This window comes from Phytopseudomonas flavescens (genome assembly GCF_900100535.1).
Lineage (GTDB): Bacteria > Pseudomonadota > Gammaproteobacteria > Pseudomonadales > Pseudomonadaceae > Aquipseudomonas > Aquipseudomonas flavescens.
Genome location: NZ_FNDG01000005.1, coordinates 182,506 through 207,949 on the forward strand (window position 1 = coordinate 182,506; position 25,444 = coordinate 207,949).

The following is a 25,444-nucleotide window of genomic DNA, read 5'->3' on the forward strand; positions in this document are numbered from 1 at the left end:
GATAAAGCAAAGGAGAGTGTCTTACATCGCCGCGGCCGGGCGCATGTAAGAAATCGGTGCGGTATCGGCGTCTTCGAATGTCACCATTTCCCAAGCCTCCGGCTGTGCGATCAGAGCGCGCAGCAGGCGGTTGTTCAGGCCGTGGCCGGACTTGTAGCCGCGGAACTCACCGATCAGGCTGTTGCCGAGCAGATAGAGATCACCGATGGCATCGAGAATCTTGTGCCTGACGAATTCGTCCTCGTAACGCAGGCCGTCTTCGTTGAGCACACCGAATTCGTCCACCACGATGGCATTGTCCACGCTGCCGCCGCGGGCCAGATTGTGCGAGCGCAGGAATTCGATATCACGCATGAAACCGAACGTGCGGGCGCGGCTGACCTCTTTGACGAACGAAGTGCTGGAGAAATCCACACTCGCCGTCTTGGTACGATCATGGAATACCGGGTGATCGAAGTCGATCTCGAAGCTCACCTTGAAGCCATCGAACGGAACGAAGGTGGCGCGCTTGTCGCCGTCCGTCACGGTCACTTCACGGGTGATGCGGATGAACTTCTTGGGGGCGTCCTGCTCTTGCAGACCAGCCGACTGAATCAGGAAAACAAAGGGCCCAGCGCTGCCATCCATGATTGGCACTTCGCATGCGGAGAGCTCGACGTAGGCGTTATCGATGCCCAGGCCAGCCATGGCCGAAAGCAGGTGCTCCACCGTATCCACCTTGACATCACCATTGACCAGCGTGGTCGACATGGTGGTTTCACCGACGTTCAGGGCATGGCCGGCGACCTCGACCACAGGGTCGAGGTCGGTGCGACGGAACACGATGCCGGTGTCCACCGGAGCCGGCTTCAGGGTCAGGTAAACCTTTTCCCCGGAGTGCAGGCCGATACCCGTGGCGCGGATGATGTTCTTCAGGGTGCGTTGTTTGATCATGGCTCTGGCCGCTATAGCGCTAGGTGCGAATTGTTTTCAACAAAGGCTGGCGATGATAGCAGAACCGACCTTTGCTGAACACCAATCACCCTTATACTCCTGATAGATTTCATCAATCCGCCTGACGACGCAGGAAAGCGGGAATGTCCAGGTAATCCAGGTCATCCTGCGGATTCATCTTCGCCGCCGTGGCAGCGCCACCATGGCTCTGACGCTGTACGGTCGGGCGCTCGTAGTCCTTGTAATTGACGTTCTGTTCGCTGCGAACCGGCGCGGCCAACGGGGCGCTGGACTGGGCAGCCGCCACCTGAACGGTGTTGTCGACGACCTTGACCGGCTTTTCGATACGCGCGCCCAGCCCGGTGGCGACCACGGTCACGTGCAGTTCGTCGCGCATGTCCGGATCGATCACGGTGCCGACCTTGACGGTGGCGTGATCGGAGGCGAACTGTTCGATGATGTTACCGACGTCGGAATACTCGCCCAGGGACAGATCCGGGCCGGCGGTGATGTTCACCAGGATGCCGCGAGCGCCCTGCAGGTTGACGTCTTCGAGCAGCGGGTTGCGAATGGCCGCCTCGGTGGCCTCACGCGCACGGTTCGGACCGCTGGCGCAGCCGGTGCCCATCATGGCCATGCCCATTTCGCTCATCACCGTCTTCACGTCGGCGAAGTCGACGTTGATCATGCCAGGACGCTTGATGATGTCGGAAATGCCGCGTACGGCGCCGGACAGCACGTCATCGGCCTTGGAGAAGGCGGACAGCAGGCTGGCATCCTTACCGAGGATGGTCAGCAGTTTTTCGTTGGGGATGGTGATCAGCGAGTCGACGCTTTCCGACAGCGCGCGGATGCCTTCGTCGGCGATCTGCATGCGCTTGCGGCCCTCGAACGGGAACGGACGGGTCACTACCGCGACGGTCAGGATGCCCATTTCCTTGGCCACTTCGGCGATCACTGGCGCAGCACCGGTACCGGTACCACCGCCCATGCCCGTGGTGATGAATACCATGTCGCAGCCCTGCAGCACTTCGGCGATGCGCTCACGGTCTTCCAGAGCGGCCTGACGGCCCACTTCCGGGTTGGCACCAGCGCCCAGGCCCTTGGTCACGCCGGTGCCGAGTTGCAGCACGGTGCGCGCACCGATGTTCTTCAGTGCCTGGGCATCGGTGTTGGCGCAGATGAATTCGACGCCTTCGATGTTGCTCTTGGCCATGTGATTGACGGCGTTACCACCACCACCACCGACACCGATGACCTTGATGACCGCGCTCTGCGGAAGGTTGTCTACGAGTTCAAACATGGTCTCTCTCCTGTACTTTCTAGTTTTTAACGCCTATTGCCTGATGACGCCGCACACGCCCGTGCACACGTCGCCCAACATTAGAAATTACCCTGGATCCAGCGTTTGAGCCGCTCCAGTACCGGGGTTTTCGTTTCATCGCCGTAGCTACCGTTGCCGGGCATCGGGATATCGTCGGACTGCTTGCGCAGGCCGTACATCAACAGGCCAACGCCGGTCGAATAAATGGGATTGCGCACCACGTCGCTGAGGCCCTTGACGCTATGGGGCACGCCGAGGCGTACCGGCATGTGGAAGATCTCTTCGGCCAGCTCGACCGCACCCTCCATCTTCGCCGTGCCACCGGTGAGCACGATGCCCGCCGGGATCAGGTCTTCGTAGCCACTGCGGCGCAGTTCGGCCTGAATCAAGGTGAACAGCTCGTCGTAACGCGGCTCGACCACTTCGGCCAGCGACTGGCGCGACAGGTCGCGGGGCGGACGATCACCCACGCTCGGTACCTTGATGGTTTCCCCTGCACCGGCAAGCTTGGCCAGGGCGCACGCATAGCGGATCTTGATCTCTTCGGCGTACTGGGTCGGGGTACGCAGGGCCATGGCGATATCGTTGGTGACCTGATCGCCGGCGATCGGGATCACCGCGGTGTGGCGGATCGCGCCTTCGGTGAAAATGCAGATGTCGGTGGTACCGCCGCCGATATCGACCAGGCACACGCCCAGCTCCTTCTCGTCGTCGGTCAGTACCGCGTAGGCGGAAGCCAGCTGCTCGAGGATGATGTCGTCGACCTCGAGGCCACAACGGCGCACGCACTTCTCGATGTTCTGCGCCGCGTTCACCGCGCAGGTCACCACGTGCACCTTGGCTTCCAGGCGCACACCGGACATGCCCAGGGGCTCGCGAACGCCTTCCTGGTTATCGATCACGTAGTCCTGCGGCAGGGTGTGCAGCACGCGCTGGTCTGCCGGAATGGCCACGGCCTGGGCGGCGTCGAGCACGCGCTCCAGGTCGGCGTTGCTGACCTCACGGTCGCGGATGGCGACGATGCCATGGCTATTGAGGCTACGGATGTGGTTGCCGGCAACGCCGACGAACGCCGAGTGGATACGGCAACCCGCCATAAGCTGGGCCTCTTCCACCGCGCGCTGGATCGAGGCCACCGTGGACTCGATATTGACCACCACGCCCTTCTTCAGGCCACGCGATGGGTGGGTACCGATGCCGACGATTTCCAGCTGACCATCAGCGGTCACCTCACCCACCAGCGCCACCACCTTGGAGGTGCCGATGTCGAGGCCGACGATCATCTTGCCGCTCTGCACGTTTGCCATGACTCTTGCCTTCTCTCCTGATTCACTGCACCGCAGCGGTTTCAGCCGCTGCGGGTGCCGGCGGCTCGTGCCACGCAACGGCCAGGCCGTTGGCGTAGCGCAAATCGATCCGCGCGATGTTGTCTTTCTGATCCTTCAGCGCCTTGCTGTAGATGGCGCCGAAACGACGTATTTTTTCCACCAGGTGGTCGCGCCCCAGCAGCACTTCGATCCCCTGCCCGGTGGACAGGAACCAGCTGCCGCGCTCACGCAACTCCAGGCGTGCCACGGTGAATCCCATGGGGCGCAGCATCTGGCTCAACACCTGGTACTGCTGCATGACTTGTTGCTGGGCCCGCTTCGGGCCGTACAGCTTTGGCAGATTCTCGTAGTGCGCCAGCTCTTTCGGCGCGAAGGCCTGCCCCTGGTTGTTGAGCAAGGCTTCGTCACCCCAACGGGCGATCGGCAGTTGCTCTTCCAGGCGCACCATTACCTGATCGGGCCATACTCGACGCACTTCGGCGTGGGCGATCCACGGCATCTGCTCCAGTTCGTGGCGCATACCGACCAGGTCGACACTGAAGAAGCTCGCGCTGACAAAAGGTTCAATGCGTTGCTGCACCGATTGCTGGCTGATGTAGCTCAGATCGCCTTCCACACTGATCTTGGCGATCGGCCGATCCGCGTAAGGCAGCAGGCGCAGCGACAACTCATAGGCACCGAACCCCAGCACCAGCAACAGCAACGGCCAGGTGATGCGCTTGAACAGGCTGAAATTGGGCCGTGGCAGACGCAGGCTGATCGGCTCCTTGGCCACCAGACGACTGGCACCGCGCGGCACGGCCTTGCCACGCATGGGCGCCCCTGTACCTGGCTGATGACGCAAGACAGCGCTCATGATTACCCCCGGGCCTCGACACTGTCGGCAAGAATCGCCAGCACCAGTTGCTGGAAGTCCAGGCCGGCGGCCTGCGCGGCCATCGGCACCAGGCTGTGATCGGTCATGCCCGGCACGGTGTTCACCTCGAGCAACCAGAAACGCCCTTCGCCGTCCTGCATCACGTCGGCACGGGCCCAGCCCTGGGTGCCCACGGCCTCGCAGGCCCTGGCGGTCAGTGCCTTGAGTTCGGCTTCCCTGTCGGCATCCAGGCCACAGGGAACGCGGTACTGGGTATCATCGGCCAGGTACTTGGCGTCGTAATCGTAGAAGCTGTGCGGCGTGCCCAGGGCGATAGGTGGCAGCACCTGACCACGCAGCATGGCGATGGTGAACTCGGGACCATGGATCCATTGCTCGACCATCACCTGGCTGTCGTAGACGGCGGCGTCCTGCCAGGCGGCGATCAGCGCCTCGACATCGGCGACCTTGGCCATGCCGATGCTGGATCCTTCATGGGCGGGCTTGACGATCAACGGGAAGCCCAGTTCGGCAGCGGCACGGCGGCAATCCTCGGCACTGGCCAGTACGGCATGACGCGGCGTGGAAAGGCCGAGGCTCTGCCATACCTGCTTGGTACGCAGTTTGTCCATGGCCAATGCCGAGGCCAGGATGCCGCTACCGGTGTAGGGAATGCCGGCGCACTCGAGCAGACCCTGCATGCTGCCGTCTTCGCCACCACGGCCGTGCAGCACGATGAAGGCGCGATCGATCCTCTCGGCGAGCAGGCGCTGCAGGAAGTCGTCACCGACATCGATGCCGAAGGCGTCCACACCCGCGCTCTGCAGCGCAGACAACACGGCATTGCCGGATTTCAGCGAAACGTCGCGCTCGGCGCTTTTGCCGCCGAACAGCACGGCCACGCGGCCGAACGCCGCGACCGGCAGTTGCGATTTCAGGGTATCGGCACTCATTTCCCTTGACCTTGCACGCTGAAAAGCGGGCTTTGCAGCAGTTGTGGGGCAACCCCGCCGATGTCGCCGGCGCCCTGGCAAAGCAGGATGTCGCCGGCACGCAGCAGCGGCTTGATCAGCGGCGCCAGCTCGGCGCCACGTTCGACATAAATCGGATCCAGCTGACCGCGCTGGCGAATGCTGTGGCACAGCTGGCGGCTGTCGGCCCCCGGAATCGGCTCTTCGCCGGCCGGATAGACCTCCATCAGCAGCAGCACGTTGGCGTCGGCCAGCACCTGGACGAAATCGTCGTACAGGTCACGGGTACGGCTGAAACGGTGCGGTTGGTAGACCATCACCAGACGACGCTCGGGCCAGCCGCCACGTACGGCCTTGATCACCGCCGCGACTTCGCGCGGGTGATGGCCATAATCGTCGACCAGCATCACCTGGCCGCCTTCGACCGGCAGCTCGCCGTAGACCTGGAAGCGGCGACCGACACCCTGGAACTGCGACAGCCCCTGCACGATGGCCTCGTCGCTGATGCCTTCGTCGGTGGCGATGCAGAGGGTCGCCAGGGCGTTGAGCACGTTGTGATTGCCCGGCATGTTCACCGACACGTCGAGCGGCTCGCAGTCCGGGCGCAGCACCGTGAAGAAAGTCTGCATGCCCTGCTGACGCACGTTGATGGCGCGCACGTCGGCGTCTTCGCTGAAGCCGTAGGTCACGGTCGGACGGCCCACCTGAGAAAGGATTTCGCGTACCACCGGATCATCCACGCAGACCACGGCCAGGCCATAGAACGGCAGGTTGTGGAGGAACTCGATGAAGGTCTTCTTCAGCTTGTTGAAGTCGCCCTCATAGGTGCTCATGTGGTCCATGTCGATGTTGGTGACCACCGAGACCATGGGCTGCAGGTGCAGGAAGCTGGCATCGCTCTCGTCGGCTTCGGCGATCAGGTAGCGGCTGGTGCCGAGCTGCGCGTTGGTACCGGCGGCGTTCAAGCGCCCGCCGATCACGAAGGTCGGATCCAGGCCAGCGGCAGCGAACACCGAAGCCAGCAGGCTGGTGGTGGTGGTCTTGCCATGGGTACCGGCCACGGCGATGCCGTGCCGGTAGCGCATCAGCTCGGCGAGCATCTCGGCACGCGGCACCACCGGAATACGGCGTTCGAGAGCGGTAGCAACCTCTGGGTTGGAGGTGTTGATGGCGCTGGAAACCACCAGCACATCGGCACTCTCGGCGTTCTCGGCACGGTGGCCGATGAAGATATGGGCACCGAAGTTTTCCAGACGCTCGGTAACCGATGTGGTCTTCAGGTCGGAGCCGGAGACCTCGTAACCGAGGTTGAGCAGCACTTCAGCGATGCCGCACATGCCCGCACCGCCGATACCGACGAAATGAATGCGGCGGATACGGCGCATGCGCCGCACTTCTGCCTTGACCGCTGCGGGAGACTTAGCCACGGGCCACCTCCAGGCAGACATCGACAACACTACGGGTGGCATCGGGCTTGGCCAGGCGACGAGCCGTGCTGGCCATTTCTTTGAGTCGTTCGGGGTGCATCAAGACCTCGGTCAGCTGCGCTGCCAGAGCGGCAGCGTCAGTGGAGCGTTGTGGCAGAAGGACGGCGGCGCCATCCTTCGCGAGATAGCTGGCGTTGCGCGTCTGGTGGTCGTCGATCGCGTGAGGCAACGGCACCAGGAAAGCCGGCAGACCGGCGGCAGCCAGTTCACTGACGGTCAGCGCGCCGGAGCGGCAGACCACCAGATCGGCCCAGGCGTAGGCGCGGGCCATGTCGCTGATGAACGGCGCGACTTGCGCTTCGACGCCCGCTGCACTGTATCGTTCGCCGGTCACCTCGGCGTGTTGCTTGCCGGCCTGGTGGAAGACTTCCGGACGCAGCTCCGCAGACACCTGCGCCAGCGCCTCTGGCAGCAGCTTGTTCAGCGGTTCGGCACCCAGGCTGCCCCCCAGAACCAGCAGGCGTGGCCGACGACCGGTCAGCGAATCACGGGGCGTTTCCAGGAACAGCTCCTCGCGCACCGGATTGCCGGTGGTACGACGCTTGTCCGACGCCGCGAAAGTATCGGGGAAAGCCTCGCAGACCCGGCTGGCTAATGCCACCAGGCTGCGATTGGCGGTACCAGCCACGGCATTCTGTTCGTGAATGATCAGCGGCACGCCCGCCAGTCGGGCAGCCAGGCCGCCCGGGCCGGTCACGTAACCGCCCATGCCCAGCACGCAGACCGGCTGCAGCTCACTTACCACCTTGCGTGCCTGGAACAACGCCTTGAGCAGCTGCAGTGGCGCCTTGAGCAGCGACAGCTTGCCCTTGCCACGCAGGCCGCTGACGTTGATCAGGTGCAGCGGCAGGCCGGCAGCCGGTACCAGCTCGTTCTCGATGCCGCGCGGCGTACCCAGCCAGTGCACGCGATAACCGCGGGCCTGGAACTCACGCGCGCAGGCCAGGGCCGGGAATACATGGCCCCCGGTACCGCCCGCCATGATCAGCACGTTACCGGCCATGCTGCGCCTCCTTGCCGATAACCGGCTCGGGGAAGTCCGACTCATCGAACTCGACGTCCTCGCTACCCAGCTGGTTGCGCGACTCCCACTCGATGCGCAGCAGCAGCGCCAGGCTCACGCAGCAGATCACCAGAGAGCTGCCGCCATAGCTGAGGAACGGCAAGGTCAGGCCCTTGGTCGGTAACAGACCGATGTTCACACCGATATTGATCAGGAACTGGCCGATCCACAGGAAGGCCAGGCCGAAGGCTACATAGGCGGAGAAATACTGTTTGGCCCGCTCCGCCCACAGCCCGATATACAGGGCGCGCACGCTGACGAACACGAACAGGCCGACGGTCGCCAGCGCACCGACCAGGCCAAGTTCCTCGGCCAGCACGGAGAACACGAAGTCGGTGTGCGCTTCCGGCAGGTAGAACTGTTTCTGGATGCTGTTGCCCAGCCCCACGCCCAGCCACTCGCCGCGACCGAAGGCGATCAGTGCCTGGGTCAGCTGGTAGCCGGAACCGTACTGGTCGGCCCAGGGGTCGGTGAAGGTGATCAGCCGCTGCAGGCGGTATTCCTGGGTCTGTACCAGCACGAACACCGCGCCCACTGCCAGTGCCACCATCAGGCCGAAGCGCAACAGGCCGACGCCACCCAGGAACAGCATGGCCATGGCTGAGCCCATCATCACCACGGTGGCACCGAAGTCCGGCTCCAGCAGCAGCAGGAAGGCCATCGGCAGCAACACCACGAACGGCTTGAAGAAACCGGCCCAACTCTCGCGCACTTCCTCCTGGCGCCGCACCAGGTAACCGGCGAGGTAGAGCACCACGAAAACCTTGGCGATCTCCGAAGGCTGGATGTTGAAGGCGCCAAAGCCGATCCAGCGCCGTGCACCGTTCACCTCACGGCCGATACCGGGTACCAGTACCATCACCAGCAGGGCGATGGCGATCAGCAGCAGCAACCAGCTGTGACGCTGCCAGGTGGCCAGCGGAATCATCAGCATCACGCCAGCGGCACCGAGGCCGATCACCAGATACACCAGGTGACGGATCATGTAGTAAAGCGGGCTGCCAGTGTTGACCGCCGCCACTTCGGTGGAGGCTGAGGAGATCATCACCAGACCCAGGCCGAGCAGCGCCAGGCAGCCGGCGAGCATCGGGAAGTCCAGGTCCAGGCCACGACGGCTGAACAGCGGGGACGGATAGGGGCGCAGGAAGGACAGCATCAGACGAGCGCCTCCACGGCCTGAGCGAACAGACGCCCGCGTTCTTCGAAGTTCTTGAACATGTCCAGGCTCGCGCAGGCCGGCGACAGCAGTACCGCGTCACCGCGCTGTGCGAGGGCCGCGGCCTGCTCGACCGCTGCCTGCAGACTGTCGACACGAACGATGTCCACCACAGCTTCCAGCACCGCCGCCAACCGCTCGGCATCACGACCAAGCAGCACCACCGCGCGGCAATGGGCCGCCACCGGCTTGCCCAGGCTGGAGAAATCGGCGCCCTTGCCGTCGCCACCTGCGATCAGCACCAGCTTGCCGGCGATGTCAGCGCCCAGGCCTTCGATGGCCGCCAGGGCGGCACCGACGTTGGTGGCCTTGGAATCGTCGTAATAGCTCACGCCCGCGTGTTCACCGACCCACTGGCAGCGGTGCGGCAGGCCCGTGAACCCCTTGAGGGTATCGAGCATGACCGCCATCGGCAGGCCCACGGCATGGCCGAGCGCCAGCGCCGCCAGGGCGTTGGACTGGTTGTGGGCACCGCGCACCTTCAGTTCGCGCACTGGCAGCAAGGCTTCGAACTGATAGGCCAGCGCCTTTTCGCCGTTTTCTTCGAGCAGGCCGAAGCGCTTGAAGTCCGGCTTGCCGAGACCGAAGCTCCAGCAAGGCACCTGATCGGCGATCATCGGCCGCGACAGCGGATCGTCACGGTTCACCACCACTTGCCGCGCGCCGCGGAACACGCGGTGCTTGGCCAAGTGATAGGCCGGCAGATCGGCATAGCGATCCATGTGGTCTTCGCTGACATTCAGGCAAGTAGCCACTTCAGCGTTGAGCAGCTCGGTTGTTTCCAGCTGGAAGCTGGACAGCTCGATGACATACAGCTCGACGTCATCGGCGAGCAGATCCAGCGCCGGCGTGCCGAGGTTGCCGCCAACGGCGACCTTGCGACCGGCCGCTGCGGCCATCTCGCCGACCAGGGTGGTCACGGTGCTCTTGGCGTTGGAACCGGTGATGGCGATGATCGGCGCCTTCGCCTCACGGGCGAACAGGTCGATGTCGCCGGACAGCTTGGCGCCACGTTTCGCCGCTTCCTGCAACGCCGGAGTAGCCACGGCCAGGCCGGGACTGATCAGCAGCTCGCTGGCACGGCCGAGGAACTCCACGTCCAGCTCGCCACAGCGCACGTCGACCTGCGGGAACTGCTCGCGCAAGGTGCTCAGCTCCGGCGGATTGGCGCGGGTATCGACCACGGCGAAGCGCATGCCCTGGCGCGCCAGGTAGCGCACCAGGGACATGCCGCTCTTGCCGAGGCCGACAACGATGCGGAATTGGTCGGAAGCGATCAGGCTCATGCCGTCCTCAACGCAGTTTCAACGTGGCAAGACCGATCAACACCAGAATCACGGTGATGATCCAGAAACGAACGATGACCCGCGGTTCGGGCCACCCCTTCAACTCGAAATGGTGGTGAATCGGTGCCATGCGGAACACACGCTTGCCGGTCAGCTTGAAGCTGGCGACCTGGATGATCACCGAGAGGGTCTCCATGACGAACACGCCGCCCATGATGAACAGCACGATTTCCTGGCGCACGATCACCGCGATGGTGCCCAGTGCAGCGCCCAGCGCCAGCGCACCCACGTCGCCCATGAACACCTGAGCGGGGTAGGTGTTGAACCACAGAAAGCCAAGGCCCGCTCCGATCAGTGCGCCGCAGAACACGATCAGCTCGCCTGCACCCGGCACGTAGGGAATCAGCAGGTATTCGGAGAAATTCACGTTGCCCGACAGATAGCAGAAGATGCCCAGGGCCCCACCAACCATGACGGTAGGCAGAATGGCCAGGCCATCGAGGCCATCGGTCAGGTTCACCGCGTTGCTGGAGCCGACGATGACGAAATAGGTCAGGATCACGAAGCCGATGCCCAGCGGAATGCTGACATCCTTGAGCAACGGCACGATCAGGGTGGTCTCGATCGGCGTCTGCGCGGTCATATAAAGGAAGGTCGCCGCGCCGACGCCGAATACCGACTGCCAGAAATATTTCCAGCGGCTGGGCAGGCCGCGGGAATTCTTCTCGATCACCTTGCGGTAGTCGTCGACCCAGCCGATGGCACCGAACAGCAGGGTGACGATCAGCACCACCCACACGTAGCGGTTGCTCAGGTCGGCCCACAGCAACGTGCTGATGGCAATCGCCGAGAGGATCAACGCACCGCCCATGGTCGGCGTGCCTTTTTTCGACAGGTGCGACTGCGGACCGTCGTTACGCACGGCCTGGCCGATCTGCCGGATCTGCAGGGTACGGATCATCCACGGGCCCAGCAGCAGCGACAGCGTCAGTGCCGTGAGCACGCCGAGAATCCCGCGCAGCGTCAGGTACTGAAAGACCGCGAAGCCCTTGTGGAACTGTTGCAGATACTCTGCCAGCAGCAGCAGCATTTAGTGAATCTCCCCACTATCGCCACACAGCGCGGCGACGACGTTTTCCATCGCGGCGCTGCGTGAACCTTTAATTAGAATGGTGCTGTCGCCTGGCTCGGCGCGAACCGCATCGATCAGCGCGGCCTGGTCGACGAAATGCCGCCCCGCGGAGCCGAACGCCTGTATGGCATGTTTCATTTGTGGCCCGACCGCGTACAGGGTGTCGGCCCTGCCGATCGCATACTCGCCGACATCGCGATGGCCCTGCTCCGACCAGGCACCCAGTTCGCCAATATCGCCCAGCACCAGCACCTTGCGACCGGAGAAACCGGCAAGGATGTCGATGGCTGCGCAGATCGAGGCGGGGTTGGCGTTATAGGTATCGTCGATCACCCGGGCACCGTTCTGCGCCAGCTGGGCCACGGCACGCCCCTTGACCGGCAACACGCTCTCGAGCCCGTTCTTGATGGCCACCAGCGGCACCGACAAGGCATGGGCGGCCGCAGCCGCAGCCAGGGCATTGGCGACGTTGTGCTCGCCGAGCAGATTCAGTTGCACGCGGGCCTGCCCCTCGTGGCAAGACAGGCTGAAGGCCGGGCAACCGCGCGGATCACGGCTCAGCTCGCTGGCATGGAAATCAGCCCGAGGGTCGCGCAAGGCGAAGCTCAGCACACGACGACCGGCAGCGCGTTTGACCCAGCGCTCGAAGGCCACATCATCGCGATTGAGCACGGCCACGCCACCTTCGACCAGCCCTTCGAGGATCTCGCCCTTGGCCAGCACGATGTTCTCAGGCCCGCCGAACTCCCCCACATGGGCGCTGCCGGCATTGGTGATGATCGCTACCTGGGGCTGAGTCAGGCCGACGGTGTAGGCGATCTCGCCGATACCGGAAGCGCCGAGTTCGATCACCGCCCCCTTGTGCTCGGGCGCAAGTTCCAGAAGCGTCAACGGCACGCCGAGTTGGTTGTTCAGGTTGCCACGGGTGGCCAGCACCGTGCCGCCCAGATCCATGAAGGCAGCGCGCAGGATGCTGGCGAGCATTTCCTTGACCGTGGTCTTGCCACTGGAACCGGTCACGGCTGCCAACGGACCACCGTATGCCTGGCGATTCAAGGCAGCCAGCTGACCGAGGGCGAGGGTCGTATCGCTGACAACCAATTGTGGCAAACCGGCATCCGCGATTTCGCGCTCGACCAATGCAGCAACGGCGCCCTTGGCCGCGACCTGCGCCAGGTAATCATGGCCGTCGAAACGCGGGCCGCTGAGGGCGATGAACAATTGGCCGGGCGCGATGCTGCGGCTATCGGTGCTGACCGCATCGAAAGCGCGATCTTCGCCAACCAGGCGTCCATTCAATGGCCCGGCCACTTCGCTCAAACGCAGCGCCTTAAGCATGTGCCGCCTCCCATGCCGCGAGTGCGCGAGCCGCTTCCTGCAAATCGGAGAAGGGCTGACGCACGCCATCGATTTCCTGGTAGTCCTCGTGGCCCTTGCCAGCCAGCACCACCACGTCGCCCACTGCCGCTTCGCCGATCAGTTCAGCGATGGCACGGCCACGGCCATGGACGAAACGCACCTGATCCACGCTGCGCAAACCGGCACGGATATCCTCGAAAATCTGCTCGGGCGCCTCGCTGCGCGGGTTGTCGTCGGTGACCAGCGTGGCATCGGCCAGGCGCTCGACGACTTCGGCCATAAGCGGACGCTTGCCGCGATCGCGGTCGCCGCCACAGCCGAACAGGCACAGCAGGCGACCGGTGACATGCGGGCGCAGCGCACTCAGTACTTTTTCCAGGGCGTCCGGGGTGTGGGCATAATCGACCACCACCAACGGTGCCTGCTGGCCACCCAGACGCTGCATGCGCCCGATGGGGCCCTGCAGACGCGGCAGGGCCTTGAGAATTTCGTCCAGCGGGTAGTCCATGGCCACCAGCGCCCCGACCACCGCCAGCAGGTTGCTGAGGTTGAAGCGCCCCAACAGCGAGCTGCGCAGGCTACCTTCGCCACGTGGCGTGCCCAATGTGGCACGCACGCCCTGATCATCGAAATGGATGTCACGGCAGAACAGGTAGGCGCTTTCGTTTTCCAGGCTGTAACCGATCAGTCGCGACTCGCGCTCTTCCTCGGCCAGTTTGCGGCCTGTTGCGTCGTCCAGATTGATCACCCGGGCGCGCAGACTCGGCCAGGCGAACAGGGCCGACTTGGCAGCCTGATAGGCATCCATGGAACCGTGATAGTCCAGGTGATCGCGCGACAGGTTGGTGAACACTGCCACGTCGAAGTCCAGAGCGGCGACACGACCCTGATGCAGACCATGGGAAGATACTTCCATGGCGATCGCCCGGGCACCGTTCTTCTTCAGCCCGGCCAGGGTCGCCTGCACACCGATAGGATCGGGTGTGGTGTGAAGCCCCTGGGCCAGAGCGCCATAAAAACCGTTGCCGAGAGTGCCGACGATGCCACAGGGCTCACCGAGCAGATCCAGCGCCTGGGCCAGCAACTGGCTGACACTGGTTTTGCCATTGGTGCCGGTGACACCGACCATGTGCAGGCCACGGCTCGGCTCGCCGTAGAAACGACCGGCGATCGCCGAGAGCTGCCCGGCCAGCCCTTTGATAGCGACCAGTTCGGCGCTCTCCGCGGTCATTGGCAGCGAACCATCGATTTCGTAGGCAACCGCAGCGGCACCACGGGAAATCGCGTCAGCGATATGCACGCGACCGTCCTGGCGAGTACCCGGCACGGCAAGGAACAGGTCGCCCGGACGCACCTGGCGGCTATCCAGGGTCAATTCGCGAATCAACACGCCGGCGTTAGCCTGTGGCAGCAACTGGTTCAATGGCATGGGCATCAGCCGCGCCCTCCATTGCTGGCTGCCACTGGCGCTTCGGCTTTCGCCGCTGTGCTCTCGGGCAGGTTGTCCGGGGTGATGTTCATCAGTCGCAAGCCACCGGCCATGACGCGACTGAATACCGGCGCCGAAACCAGGCCACCGTAATAACCGCTCTTGCTGGGCTCATCGATGACCACGGCGATGGCGATACGCGGATTGTTCGCCGGGGCGAAGCCGGCGAACAGCGAGCGGTAGGCATTGGCCTGGTAGCCCTTGCTGCCGGAGGCGGTCTTGCGCGCGGTACCGCTCTTGCCAGCCACGTGGTAACCCGGCACCTGGGCACGGAACACACCGCCAGGCGCTTCGATCACTTGCTGCAGCATGCCCTGCATGGTGCGGGCGACCTCTTCCGGGATCACCTGCACGCTGTCGCGGACGCGGTCGGTTCGGGTCAGCGACATCGGCACGCTGCGCCCGCTGTTGCCGAGTACCGCATAGGCATGCGCCAGCTGCACGGCGGTGACCGACAGCCCGTAACCGTAGGACAGCGTCGCGGTTTCGGCCTTGCGCCACTCACGGTGGTTGGGCAGGTTGCCGACACGCTCGCCGGGAAAGCTCAGGCCGGTATCCTGACCAAGCCCCACCTGTTGCATGACGTCATAGATGGCGGCGCCGCCGATGTCGAAGGCGACCTTGCTCATGCCGACGTTACTCGACTTGATGAGAATACCCGTCAGGTCGAGCACGCCTTCCGGCGCGCGGGAGACGTCCTTGATGGTGTAGCGACCGATCTGCAGCGTACCGCCCTGCACGTCGACCTTGTCGGTAGGCTTCCAGCGACCGGTCTCCAAAGCGGCGCTCATGGAAAACGGCTTCATGGTCGAGCCCGGCTCGAATACGTCGATCATCGCCCGGTTGCGCATGGCCGCCGGCTGCAGGTTGCGGCGGTTGTTCGGGTTGTAGGTCGGCTGGTTGACCATGGCGAGGATCTCGCCGGTCTTCACATCGACCATCACCAGGCTGCCGGCCTTGGCACCGAACTCGACCAGCGCGTTGCGCAGTTCGCGGTGGGCCAGGTATTGCAAACGCAGGTCGATGGAAAGCGCCAGCGTCTTGCCGGCCTTGGCGTTCTGGGTGACCTGGACATCGCGAATCAGTCGACCACGACGGTCCTTGAGCACCTGACGCTTGCCGGGCACGCCGGCCAGCCAGTCCTCGAACGCCAGCTCGACGCCTTCGCGTCCGCGGTCGTCGATATCCGTGAAGCCGACCATGTGCGCGGTCACTTCACCGGCCGGATAGAAACGGCGAAACTCTTCGATCGGGTAGACGCCCGGCACCTTGAGATCGAGCACCCGCTGGCCCTGCTCCGGGGTCAGGCCACGCACCAGGTACATGAACTCGCGCTCGGCACTGGCCTGCAGGCGCGCCGCAAAGGCAGTGGGCTCCTGGCCGAGCGCCGCAGCGAGAACCGGCCACTGGGCCTTGCCGGCCTGCAGTTCCTTGCCATTGGCCCACAGGGTAACGACCGGCGTGCTGACGGCCAGCGGCTCGCCATTGCGGTCGGTGATCAGGCCACGGTGCGCGGGGATCGGAATGTGTCGAACACTGCGCGCATCACCATGGGCCTTGAGGAAGTCATGGTCGAACACATGCAGCTCGAAGATACGCGCAGCGATCGCTGCGACCATCACCGCCAGCAGCAGCATCACCAGGCGGAAGCGCCATGGATAGAGAGCCCCCTCGAGCTTCATCATGGCGCCACCATGCGCACTTCGGCGGCGTCGGGAATGCGCATTTTCAGCTGTTCGCTGGCCAGGGTCTCGATGCGGTTGTGGGCGGTCCAGGTGCTCTGCTCGAGAATCAGCCGGCCCCACTCGGCCTGAGCCTTGTCACGCACACTGAGCTCGGCGTACAGGCCGTTGAGCAACTGGCGATTCCAGTGCGCGCTGTAGGATACGGCCAGCGCCGAGCCGAGCACGGCAACGAAGAGCACCAGCATCAGCAGGCTGCCCTTGGGAAAACGCTTGGCCAGTACGCCACTCATCGCAGCTTCTCCGCAACACGCATGACGGCGCTACGCGAACGCGGGTTGGCCTTCAGTTCGGCCTCCGAGGCGAACTGCGGCTTGCCGATCAGCTTCAGGCGCGGTTCGAAGGCCTTGGGAATGATCGGCAGGTCGCGCGGCAGCGTGTCCATCTCGCCCTTGGCGTGCTTGCGCATGAACAACTTGACGATGCGGTCTTCCAGAGAGTGGAAGCTGATCACCACCAGACGCCCACCGACTTCCAGGCTTTGCAGCGCGGCATCGAGGCCTCGCTGCAAGTCACCCAGTTCGTTGTTGACGTGGATGCGCAGCCCTTGGAATGCCCGGGTAGCCGGATTCTTGCCCTTCTCCCAGGCGGGATTGGCGACGGTCAGCACCTGCGCCAGATCGGCGGTACGTTCGAATGGCTGCTCGGCGCGACGCGTTACCACGGCACGGGCCATGCGCTTGGCGAAACGCTCTTCGCCATATTCCTTGAAGACCCGCGCAATTTCGTCGGCATCGGCAGTGGCAATGAACTGTGCCGCACTGACGCCGCGCGTCGGGTCCATGCGCATGTCCAGCGGCCCGTCATTGAGAAAACTGAAACCGCGCTCGGCATCGTCGAGCTGTGGCGACGATACGCCCAGGTCGAGCAGCACACCGCTGACCCGGCCACCGAGGTCGCGGACAGCGAGTTCATCGGCAAGTTCCGCAAAGCTGCGCTGCACAACGACAAAGCGGCCGTCTTCGGCCGCCAGCGTCTGTCCAGTCGCGATTGCGAGGGGATCCTTGTCGAACCCCAGCAAGCGACCGCCTGGCCCGATCCGATCGAGGATCAGCCGACTGTGCCCCCCTCGCCCGAAGGTACCGTCCACGTAACAGCCATCCGCACGCAACGAGAGGCCTTCGACGGCCTCCTCGAGCAACACGGTGATATGGCGGAAGGTACTGGTCATGGTCACAGAATCAGGTCACGTAAGTCATCGGAAAGAGCACCCGGTTGCTTGATGGCGGCCAGATCGGCATCGGCCACCGCATTCCAGGAATCCTCGTCCCACAGTTGAAATTTATTGAGCTGCCCCACCAACATCGCGCGCTTGTCCAGCTTGGCGTACTCGCGCAAACGCGGCGGAACCAGAAAACGACCACTGCCGTCCAGCTCGAGGTCGACAGCATTACCAATCAGCAAACGCTGCAGGCGGCGGTTTTCCTCACGGAAGGAGGCCAGCTCACGCAGCTTGTTTTCGATGATTTCCCACTCCGGCAGCGGGTAGACACACAGGCAAGGATCGATGGCATCAATGGTGACGATGAGCTGGCCAGCCGAACGCGACACGAGCTCGTCCCGATACCGGCTAGGCATCGCGAGTCGCCCTTTGGCGTCGAGACTTATGGCGTTAGCTCCGCGAAACACTGCAGCGTTTCCTCTTTAAATGGCCATCTGCATCCAAAAAAACCCACTTCATGCCACTTTTCACCACCGGAGCACACTATAGAAACGCGCGCACCCCACCGTCAAGGCGCGCCAGAAGGGAAAAGTCCTTATAGAACGGCGATTTAGCGGATAAAGGAGGGAGCAGGAGGGAGGTATTGGAGCAATAGAAGAGGCAAAAACAAGCACATACAGAAACCTACCCCACAAACTTAAAGTGGTTTGTTAAGAGTAAGATCTTTTCGGTATTAGAAAGCGGGGAATTGAATGTAAAGCGGGATGAGGTGGAGAGTCGATCTATAAGCCGGGTTCTGTCGAGGACAGTCATTCCTCTACGACGGACATCACTGTACGTCTTTAGCAACCTACCCGGTTCCAGCGCGGGCCACGCCAATGGAACCCTATTTGGTCTTGCTCCGAGTGGGGTTTGCCTAGCCACGGACTGTTACCAGCCGCGCGGTGCGCTCTTACCGCACCTTTTCACCCTTACCGGCGCCGAGGCGCTTAGGCGGTTATTTTCTGTGGCACTTTCCGTAGGCTCACGCCCCCCAGGCATTACCTGGCACTCCGCCCTATGGAGCCCGGACTTTCCTCCCCCGCACGTCGCGAACGATGCACGGCAGCGACTGTCCGATCGACTCTCCGCTGACTAGGGTAACCGCAGGGGGACGCCGAGAACAAGTTCAAACGTGCTGCTGGCGCTCTAAAGCGGCCTGATACAGCAGGTTCTTGCGCACCCCGGTGATCTGCGCCGCCAGGGCTGCCGCGCGCTTGAGCGGTAACTCGGCGAGCAGCAGGTCAAGCACGCGCAGCGCTTCGACACTGACCGGCGCCTCGTCCTCAGGCGCCTGCCAGCCTGCCACCAGCACCACGCACTCGCCACGCTGCTGGTTGGAGTCCGCCGCGACCCACTCGCACAACTGGTCGAGCGGTAGTCCCTGCAGGGTCTCGAATGCCTTGGTCAATTCACGTGCCAGCAGGGCCTGGCGATCACCACCGAACACGTCACGCATGTCCTCCAGGCATTCGAGGATGCGATGCGGCGCCTCGTAGAAAATCAGCGTGCGCGGCTCTTCGCGAACCCGCTCCAGCCGGGTACGCCGCCCCACGCCCTTGGCGGGCAGGAAACCCTCGAAGACGAAACGGTCGGAAGGCAGACCGGCGACGGACAAGGCGGCGATCAGCGCACAGGCGCCCGGCACCGGCACCACGCGAACGCCCGCAGCGCGCGCCTGGCGCACCAGGTGATAGCCGGGATCGGAAATCAGCGGGGTTCCCGCGTCGGAAATCAACGCGACATCTTCCCCCCCACGCAGACGCTCGAGAAAGCGACTGCCCTCGTCGCGCTCGTTGTGCTCGTGACAGGCGGCCAGCTGCGTGCCGATACCGAAGTGCTGCATCAGACGTGCGGAATGGCGGGTATCCTCGGCGGCGATCAGCGCAACGCTGTTCAGCACCTTGAGCGCCCGCGCGCTGAGGTCGTCGAGATTGCCGATGGGGGTCGCCACCACGAATAAGGTGCCCGTGGCAGAACGGGGGGCTTCACTAGCAGTCACGGCGGCGCCTCATCCAATCAGAAAGCGGCCATTGTAGCGCGTACGACAAACGAGGCCAGGCTCCCCCGGGCGATGGCGCCGCTTCAGCACCTGTACAGCGGTCGACACCTTCGAGATCGCGCGGACGGCGTGCCTTGGGTACAATCGAGCGTTCATTTGCTCAAGAACCGGAATCGCTTACATGATCGCCTGCCTGCGTCCGCTCTCTGCACTCTGCCTAGCCGGCTTGCTCGTTGCCTGCAGCAGCTCGCCCACCTCCAACCTCGGCGAATTGCCTCGCACCCCCCAAGCCAGCCTCGAGCAGATGCTCCAGCAGGCCGGCACCAGCCAGAGCGAAGATGCGCAATTGCTGCGCCTCAGCGCCGCCGACCTGGCCTACAAGCAAGGCAATGCCGAACGCGCCAGCAGCATTCTCGCCCAGATCGACCTGCAGACCCTCAAGCCGGCGCAGCAGATATACGCCAGCACCCTCGCGGCCGAACTGGCGCTGACCCGCCACGATGCCAAGGCAGCGCTCAGTGCCCTCGCCCATCCCAGCCTGGCGCGCCTCGGCGAACTGCCGGTCGAGCAGCAGACACGCACCCAACTGGTACGCGCCAATGCGCTCGAGAAAGACGGCCAGTTGCTGGCGGCAGCACGCGAGCGGGTATTCATCGCTCCGCTGCTGAGCGGCGACGAGGCAAAGGGTAATCAGGACCACATCTGGAGGCTGGTCTCCAGCCTGCCTGCCGAGCCGGCCCCCAGCGCCGACGACGCCGACCTGGCCGGCTGGCTGTCCCTGGCACAGGCCGCCAAGACAGTAGGCACCCTGCAACAACAGCAGAATGCGATCGACAACTGGCTGGCCCAGCACCCGAGCCATCCCGCCGCACAGCAACTGCCGAAAGCCCTGGCCGACCTGCAGGCGCTGTCCAGCCAGCCATTGGAAAAAATCGCTCTGTTGCTGCCCCAGGAAGGTCAGCTGGCATCGGTGGCCCGCGCGCTGCGTGACGGCTTCCTCGCCGCTCACTACCAGGCTCAGCAGAGTGGCGAGAAGCAACCGCAGATTCAGCTCTACGACAGTGCCCGCCTCACCTCTCTGGATGACTTCTACCGCCAGGCCCAGGCCGATGGCGTGCAGCTGGTTATTGGCCCGCTGGAGAAGAACCTGGTGACCCAACTGGGCAGTCGCCAGCAACTGCCGATCACCACCCTGGCCCTCAACTACAGCGAGTCCAGCGCACGCAGCCCGGATCAGCTGTTTCAGTTCGGCCTGGCCGCCGAAGACGAAGCACGCGAAGTCGCCCGCCGTGCCTGGGCCGATGGCAAGCGCAGCGCCGTGGCGCTGGTGCCGAAAGGCGACTGGGGCGATCGCGTCCTGGCAGCCTTCCAGCAGAGCTGGCAGGCCGCTGGCGGCACCTTCCTCGGCGCCGAACATATCGATCAGCCGGTGGACATGGCGCGGCAGATCGCCAACCTGTTCCAACTCAGCGGCAGCGGCTCGGCGTCCAACGCACCCGGTCGCCGTCAGGATGTCGACTTCATCTTCCTGGCCGCCACTCCCCAGCAGGCCCAGCAGATCAAACCGACCCTGGCCTACCAGTACGCCGGTGACGTGCCGGTCTATGCCACCTCGCACCTGTTCAACGGCAGCATGAACGCCGCCCAGTATCGTGACCTCGACGGCATTCTCTTCTGCGAAACCCCCTGGCTGCTGGACGTCAATGATCCGCTGCGCCAACAGGTCGACAGCCAGTGGCCACAGGCTGGCGGCAGCATGGGCCGACTGTATGCAATGGGCGTCGACGCCTTCCGCCTGGCGCCACGCCTGGGGCAACTCAAGGCCTTGCCGGATAGTCGCGTCGACGGCCTTTCCGGCAGCCTGAGCCTCAACCCCGCGCAACGGGTCGAACGCCAACTGCCCTGGGCGGAAATCCGCGGCGGGCAGATCCAGCGCCTGCCCGACACGACACCTTGAGCGACGACCCTCGTCACGCCAGCGGGCGAGCGGCCGAAGCCCTCGCCCGGGAGCATCTCGAAAGCCACGGCCTGCAGCCGATCGCCCAGAACTGGCGGGGTCAGCGCGGCGAACTCGATCTGGTCATGCTCGATGGCGATACAGTAGTATTCGCCGAAGTGCGCTACCGCAAGCACAGCGCCTGGGGCGGTGCGATCGAGAGTGTCGACAGGCGCAAACGCGACAAGCTGGTCGCCACGGCAACCCAGTTTCTGCAGCAGGAAAAGCGCTGGGCCAAACATCCCTGCCGCTTCGATGTCATAGCCCTGGGCAATGGCAAACCCGCATCACTGGAGTGGATAAAAGACGCCTTCGACAGCTGATGCCCCGGCTCGCTGCGAGCGCCCCGCTTCATCGCCATTTTCAACGACAGCGCTGCGTGCCACCTGGCTCGGCGTACCGTTACAGTCAAGGTCAAACATCCACATGGATATGCAAGCCCGTATTCGCCAGCTGTTCCAAGCCAGCATAGAAGCCAAGCACCATGCGATGGAGGTGCTGCCGCCCTTTATCGAGCACGCCAGCCAGGTGATGGTTCAGGCACTGCTCAGCGAAGGCAAGATTCTCTCCTGCGGCAACGGCGGCTCCGCTGGCGATGCTCAGCACTTCTCCTCGGAATTGCTCAACCGTTTCGAGCGTGAGCGCCCGAGCCTGCCGGCCATCGCACTGACCACCGACAGCTCGACGATCACCTCGATCGCCAACGACTACAGCTACAACGAAATCTTCTCCAAGCAAATTCGTGCACTGGGCCAACCCGGAGATGTGCTGCTGGCCATATCTACCAGTGGCAACTCGGCCAACGTGATCCAGGCCATTCAGGCCGCTCACGACCGGGAAATGACCGTGGTCGCCCTCAGCGGCCGTGACGGCGGCGGCATGGCGTCGCTGCTGCTGCCTGAAGATGTGGAAATTCGTGTGCCGTCCAAGGTAACGGCACGCATCCAGGAAGTGCATTTGCTGGCCATCCACTGCTTGTGCGACCTTATCGACAGTCAACTGTTTGGGAGTGAAGAATGACCCGTTCACCACTGATCTTCGCCGCCTTGGCAATCAGCCTGATCCTCGGCGGTTGTGGTAGCCGCAGCATCGGTAACAAGATCGACGACCAGTTCGTCGGCCCCGATGTCGCCAACGCCATTACCCGCGCCCATGCCGACCTCGCCAGCCCCACCTCGCACATCGTGGTGACCAGCTACAACGGCGTGATCCTGATCGCCGGGCAGACCCCGCGCGCCGAGCTGAAGAGCACCGCCGAGCAGGCCGCACGTACCGTACAGGGCGTTCGCAAGGTGCATAACGAACTCCAGGTTCAACAACCCAGCTCGCTGCTGGCGCGCAGCAACGACTCGCTACTGACCACCAAGATCAAGACCCAGATGCTCGCCGACAGCGGCGTTCCGGGGAGTCGCATCAAGGTGATCACCGAAAACGGCATCGTCTACATGCTCGGCGTGGTCAGCCGCCAGGAAGCCAACGCCGCGAGCAACGTGGTGCAGGGCACATCGGGCGTGCAGAAGATCATCAAGCTGTTCCAATACACCGACTGATCGAACAGCCAGGCGCTGCAGCAGAACGCCAGCCAGGTATGCCCTGGTTGGCGTTTTTTTATGACCGTTCTGTTGCGAGCGCTCTGCGGATGCCAGGACATGGATCTCCACCTCGGCACTAGGCGCCGGGCAAGGTCGTTTACTTCGATCACTTGACTGGTAACTGCCCGACTTGCGCTTGCCGGGGTAGAGAGGCACGCCCTGGAACACGCTGGGGGAAACGGACAAGCACCGTTGCCTGCTTTTCGCCGCCCATGAAAAAAGCCAGTCAGGTCACCCTGACTGGCTTTCTCGTAGCAGCGGCGCTAGCCCGGATCAGACACCCGAAGCCTTGGCAGCAGCAACGTCCTTGATGGACAGTTTGATACGGCCGCGGTTATCGACGTCCAGTACCAGCACTTCCACTTCCTGACCTTCCTTGAGGATGTCGGTGACTTTCTCGACGCGCGCATCGCTGAGCATGGAAATGTGCACCAGCCCATCCTTGCCGGGCAGGATATTGACGAAGGCACCGAAGTCGACGATGCGCTCGACCTTGCCGACGTAGATCTTGCCGATCTCGGCCTCCGCAGTGATGCTCAGCACGCGCTGACGCGCGGCCTCTGCTGCGTCCTTGGTCTCGCCGAAGATCTTGATCGAGCCATCGTCTTCGATGTCGATCGACGCCTTGGTCTCTTCGCAGATGGCGCGGATGGTGGCACCGCCCTTGCCGATGACGTCGCGAATCTTGTCCTGATCGATCTTCATGGCGATCATGGTCGGCGCGTTGGCCGACAGCTCACTACGCGATTGAGCGATGACCTGGTTCATCTGGCCGAGGATATTCAGGCGCGCTTCCAGGGCCTGGCCCAGCGCGATTTCCATGATCTCTTCGGTGATGCCCTGGATCTTGATGTCCATCTGCAGCGCGGTGACGCCATTGGCGGTACCGGCGACCTTGAAGTCCATGTCGCCCAAGTGGTCTTCGTCACCGAGGATATCGGTCAGCACGGCGAATTTCTCGCCTTCCTTGACCAGGCCCATGGCGATACCGGCTACCGGTGCCTTCATCGGCACACCAGCGTCCATCAGCGCCAGGGAAGCACCGCAGACCGAAGCCATGGAGCTGGAACCGTTGGACTCGGTGATTTCCGAAACCACGCGGATGGTGTACGGGAACACGTCGGCAGCCGGCAGCATGGCCTGCACCGAACGACGAGCCAGGCGACCGTGACCGATCTCGCGACGGCCAGTGGCACCCATGCGACCACACTCGCCCACCGAGTACGGCGGGAAGTTGTAGTGCAGCATGAAGGGGTCTTTACGCTCGCCTTCGAGGGTGTCCAGCAGTTGTGCGTCACGGGCGGTACCGAGGGTGGCCACGACCAGCGCCTGGGTTTCACCACGGGTGAACAGCGCCGAACCGTGGGTCCTGTCCAGTACACCGACTTCGATGTTCAGACCACGTACGGTGCGGGTATCACGACCATCGATACGCGGCTTGCCGTTGACGATGTTCTCGCGCACGGTGCGGTATTCGATTTCGCCGAAGGCGTCTTTGACTTCAGCAGCGGAAGGCTGGCCTTCCTCACCGGAAAACTTGGCGACGATCTGCTCGCGCAACTCGCCCAGGCGCGCGTAGCGGTCCTGCTTGATGATGATGGTGTAAGCCTGGGAAATCGCCTCACCGAACTCACCACGAATGGCCGACAGCAGTGCGGTGTTTTCCGCTTTCGGCTGCCAGTCCCAGGTGGGTTTGCCGGCTTCGGCAGCCAGCTCGGTGACCGCCTGGATGACGGCCTGGAACTCATCGTGGGCGAACAGCACGGCGCCCAGCATCTGGTCTTCGGTCAGCTCCTTGGCTTCCGACTCGACCATCAGCACGGCATCCTTGGTACCGGCAACGACCATGTCCAGGCTGGAAGCCTTGAGCTGCTCGTAAGTCGGGTTCAGCAGGTAGCCGGTTTCCGGGTGGAAAGCGACGCGGGCAGCGCCGATCGGGCCATTGAACGGGATGCCGGAGATCGCCAGCGCAGCCGAGGTGCCGATCATCGCCGCGATGTCCGGATCGGTTTTCTTGCTGGTGGAAACCACGGTGCAGATCACCTGCACTTCGTTCTGGAAGCCTTCCGGGAACAGCGGACGGATCGGCCGATCGATCAGACGAGAGGTCAGGGTTTCTTTCTCGCTGGGGCGCGCTTCACGCTTGAAGAAGCCGCCGGGGATCTTGCCCGCTGCGTAGGTCTTTTCCTGGTAGTGCACCGACAGGGGGAAGAAGCCCTTGCTCGGATCGGCACTCTTGGCACCGGTGACGGCGACCAGCACGCTGACATCGTTGTCGACGGTGACCAGCACGGCGCCGGAGGCTTGACGGGCGATACGGCCAGTCTCGAGGGTGACGGTCGACTGACCAAACTGAAATGTCTTGATTACCGGGTTCACGGTGTTTTCCTTCTCTCTGTTGCCTTTGGGGAAACGGTTTCTTGCGAATTCGTGGGCAGCTGCTTCGGGAGTCGGCCCGGAACTGTCC

22 protein-coding genes and 1 other RNA gene are annotated in these 25,444 nt (G+C 63.5%); 4 read left to right on the forward strand and 19 right to left on the reverse strand.

Features of this window, described 5'->3' with window-relative positions; translation table 11 throughout:
- Positions 1–21: 21 nt before the first annotated feature.
- From lpxC to rsmI, 18 genes are all read right to left on the reverse strand, one after another.
- Positions 22–933 carry a UDP-3-O-acyl-N-acetylglucosamine deacetylase gene (gene lpxC, locus BLR94_RS08590; protein ID WP_084304346.1) on the reverse strand — a complete coding sequence of 304 codons (912 nt, stop codon included), beginning with the start codon at positions 931–933 and terminating at the stop codon, positions 22–24.
- Between the two features lie 112 nt (positions 934–1,045).
- Complete coding sequence (gene ftsZ, locus BLR94_RS08595; RefSeq protein ID WP_084304347.1) at positions 1,046–2,236, reverse strand: cell division protein FtsZ; 1,191 nt, start codon at positions 2,234–2,236, stop codon at positions 1,046–1,048.
- Between the two features lie 80 nt (positions 2,237–2,316).
- Complete coding sequence (gene ftsA, locus BLR94_RS08600; protein WP_042554921.1) at positions 2,317–3,564, reverse strand: cell division protein FtsA; 1,248 nt, start codon at positions 3,562–3,564, stop codon at positions 2,317–2,319.
- Positions 3,565–3,586: 22 nt separating this feature from the next.
- A complete protein-coding gene (locus tag BLR94_RS08605) occupies positions 3,587–4,444 on the reverse strand; it encodes a cell division protein FtsQ/DivIB (RefSeq protein WP_090423676.1) in 858 nt (285 codons plus the stop codon).
- Complete coding sequence (locus tag BLR94_RS08610; protein WP_084304349.1) at positions 4,444–5,394, reverse strand: D-alanine--D-alanine ligase; 951 nt, start codon at positions 5,392–5,394, stop codon at positions 4,444–4,446. The genes BLR94_RS08605 and BLR94_RS08610 overlap by 1 nt, the downstream gene beginning before the upstream one ends.
- Positions 5,391–6,839 carry a UDP-N-acetylmuramate--L-alanine ligase gene (gene murC, locus BLR94_RS08615; protein ID WP_084304350.1) on the reverse strand — a complete coding sequence of 483 codons (1,449 nt, stop codon included), beginning with the start codon at positions 6,837–6,839 and terminating at the stop codon, positions 5,391–5,393. The genes BLR94_RS08610 and murC overlap by 4 nt, the downstream gene beginning before the upstream one ends.
- Positions 6,832–7,902 (reverse strand): undecaprenyldiphospho-muramoylpentapeptide beta-N-acetylglucosaminyltransferase, encoded by a 1,071-nt coding sequence (gene murG, locus BLR94_RS08620; protein ID WP_084304351.1) that lies wholly within the window; start codon positions 7,900–7,902, stop codon positions 6,832–6,834. The genes murC and murG overlap by 8 nt, the downstream gene beginning before the upstream one ends.
- Positions 7,892–9,121: a putative lipid II flippase FtsW gene (gene ftsW / locus BLR94_RS08625; protein WP_420895749.1), complete on the reverse strand. Its 1,230-nt coding sequence runs from the start codon at positions 9,119–9,121 to the stop codon at positions 7,892–7,894. The genes murG and ftsW overlap by 11 nt, the downstream gene beginning before the upstream one ends.
- Positions 9,118–10,464, reverse strand: a complete 1,347-nt coding sequence (gene murD, locus BLR94_RS08630; protein ID WP_084304353.1) for a UDP-N-acetylmuramoyl-L-alanine--D-glutamate ligase — start codon at positions 10,462–10,464, stop codon at positions 9,118–9,120. The genes ftsW and murD overlap by 4 nt, the downstream gene beginning before the upstream one ends.
- A gap of 7 nt (positions 10,465–10,471) precedes the next feature.
- Positions 10,472–11,554, reverse strand: coding sequence for a phospho-N-acetylmuramoyl-pentapeptide-transferase (mraY, locus tag BLR94_RS08635; RefSeq protein WP_084304354.1), 1,083 nt, complete (start codon positions 11,552–11,554; stop codon positions 10,472–10,474).
- Positions 11,555–12,934, reverse strand: coding sequence for a UDP-N-acetylmuramoyl-tripeptide--D-alanyl-D-alanine ligase (locus BLR94_RS08640; RefSeq protein WP_084304355.1), 1,380 nt, complete (start codon positions 12,932–12,934; stop codon positions 11,555–11,557).
- A complete protein-coding gene (locus tag BLR94_RS08645) occupies positions 12,927–14,390 on the reverse strand; it encodes a UDP-N-acetylmuramoyl-L-alanyl-D-glutamate--2,6-diaminopimelate ligase (protein WP_084304356.1) in 1,464 nt (487 codons plus the stop codon). Before BLR94_RS08645 ends, BLR94_RS08640 begins: the two co-directional genes overlap by 8 nt.
- Positions 14,390–16,129 (reverse strand): peptidoglycan D,D-transpeptidase FtsI family protein, encoded by a 1,740-nt coding sequence (locus BLR94_RS08650; protein WP_084304357.1) that lies wholly within the window; start codon positions 16,127–16,129, stop codon positions 14,390–14,392. Before BLR94_RS08650 ends, BLR94_RS08645 begins: the two co-directional genes overlap by 1 nt.
- Complete coding sequence (gene ftsL / locus BLR94_RS08655; RefSeq protein ID WP_042554910.1) at positions 16,126–16,419, reverse strand: cell division protein FtsL; 294 nt, start codon at positions 16,417–16,419, stop codon at positions 16,126–16,128. The genes BLR94_RS08650 and ftsL overlap by 4 nt, the downstream gene beginning before the upstream one ends.
- Entirely contained in the window at positions 16,416–17,357 is a 942-nt protein-coding gene (gene rsmH, locus BLR94_RS08660; RefSeq protein WP_090423677.1) for a 16S rRNA (cytosine(1402)-N(4))-methyltransferase RsmH, read from the reverse strand. The genes ftsL and rsmH overlap by 4 nt, the downstream gene beginning before the upstream one ends.
- A gap of 2 nt (positions 17,358–17,359) precedes the next feature.
- Entirely contained in the window at positions 17,360–17,815 is a 456-nt protein-coding gene (gene mraZ / locus BLR94_RS08665) for a division/cell wall cluster transcriptional repressor MraZ (RefSeq protein ID WP_013792660.1), read from the reverse strand.
- Positions 17,816–18,117: 302 nt separating this feature from the next.
- Positions 18,118–18,475: RNase P RNA component class A (gene rnpB, locus BLR94_RS08670), an RNA gene on the reverse strand.
- Positions 18,476–18,516: 41 nt separating this feature from the next.
- Positions 18,517–19,389, reverse strand: coding sequence for a 16S rRNA (cytidine(1402)-2'-O)-methyltransferase (gene rsmI, locus BLR94_RS08675; RefSeq protein WP_084304359.1), 873 nt, complete (start codon positions 19,387–19,389; stop codon positions 18,517–18,519).
- A gap of 181 nt (positions 19,390–19,570) precedes the next feature.
- On the opposite strand from rsmI, the gene BLR94_RS08680 reads away from it, so the two are divergent.
- The 4 genes from BLR94_RS08680 to BLR94_RS08695 all read left to right on the forward strand — a co-directional run bounded on the left by BLR94_RS08680 (position 19,571) and on the right by BLR94_RS08695 (position 22,935).
- Entirely contained in the window at positions 19,571–21,346 is a 1,776-nt protein-coding gene (locus BLR94_RS08680; RefSeq protein WP_084304360.1) for a penicillin-binding protein activator, read from the forward strand.
- Entirely contained in the window at positions 21,343–21,708 is a 366-nt protein-coding gene (locus BLR94_RS08685; protein ID WP_084304361.1) for a YraN family protein, read from the forward strand. Before BLR94_RS08680 ends, BLR94_RS08685 begins: the two co-directional genes overlap by 4 nt.
- Positions 21,709–21,811: 103 nt before the next feature.
- Positions 21,812–22,405 (forward strand): phosphoheptose isomerase, encoded by a 594-nt coding sequence (locus BLR94_RS08690; RefSeq protein WP_084304362.1) that lies wholly within the window; start codon positions 21,812–21,814, stop codon positions 22,403–22,405.
- The gene (locus BLR94_RS08695) at positions 22,402–22,935 is read left to right on the forward strand and encodes a BON domain-containing protein (RefSeq protein WP_084304363.1); all 534 of its coding nucleotides are present in this window, start codon (positions 22,402–22,404) and stop codon (positions 22,933–22,935) included. Before BLR94_RS08690 ends, BLR94_RS08695 begins: the two co-directional genes overlap by 4 nt.
- A gap of 315 nt (positions 22,936–23,250) precedes the next feature.
- Here the strand turns inward: BLR94_RS08695 and pnp are convergent, their stop codons facing one another.
- On the reverse strand, positions 23,251–25,356 hold the full coding sequence (gene pnp, locus BLR94_RS08700) for a polyribonucleotide nucleotidyltransferase (RefSeq protein ID WP_084304364.1): 2,106 nt from the start codon (positions 25,354–25,356) through the stop codon (positions 23,251–23,253).
- Positions 25,357–25,444: the final 88 nt, after the last annotated feature.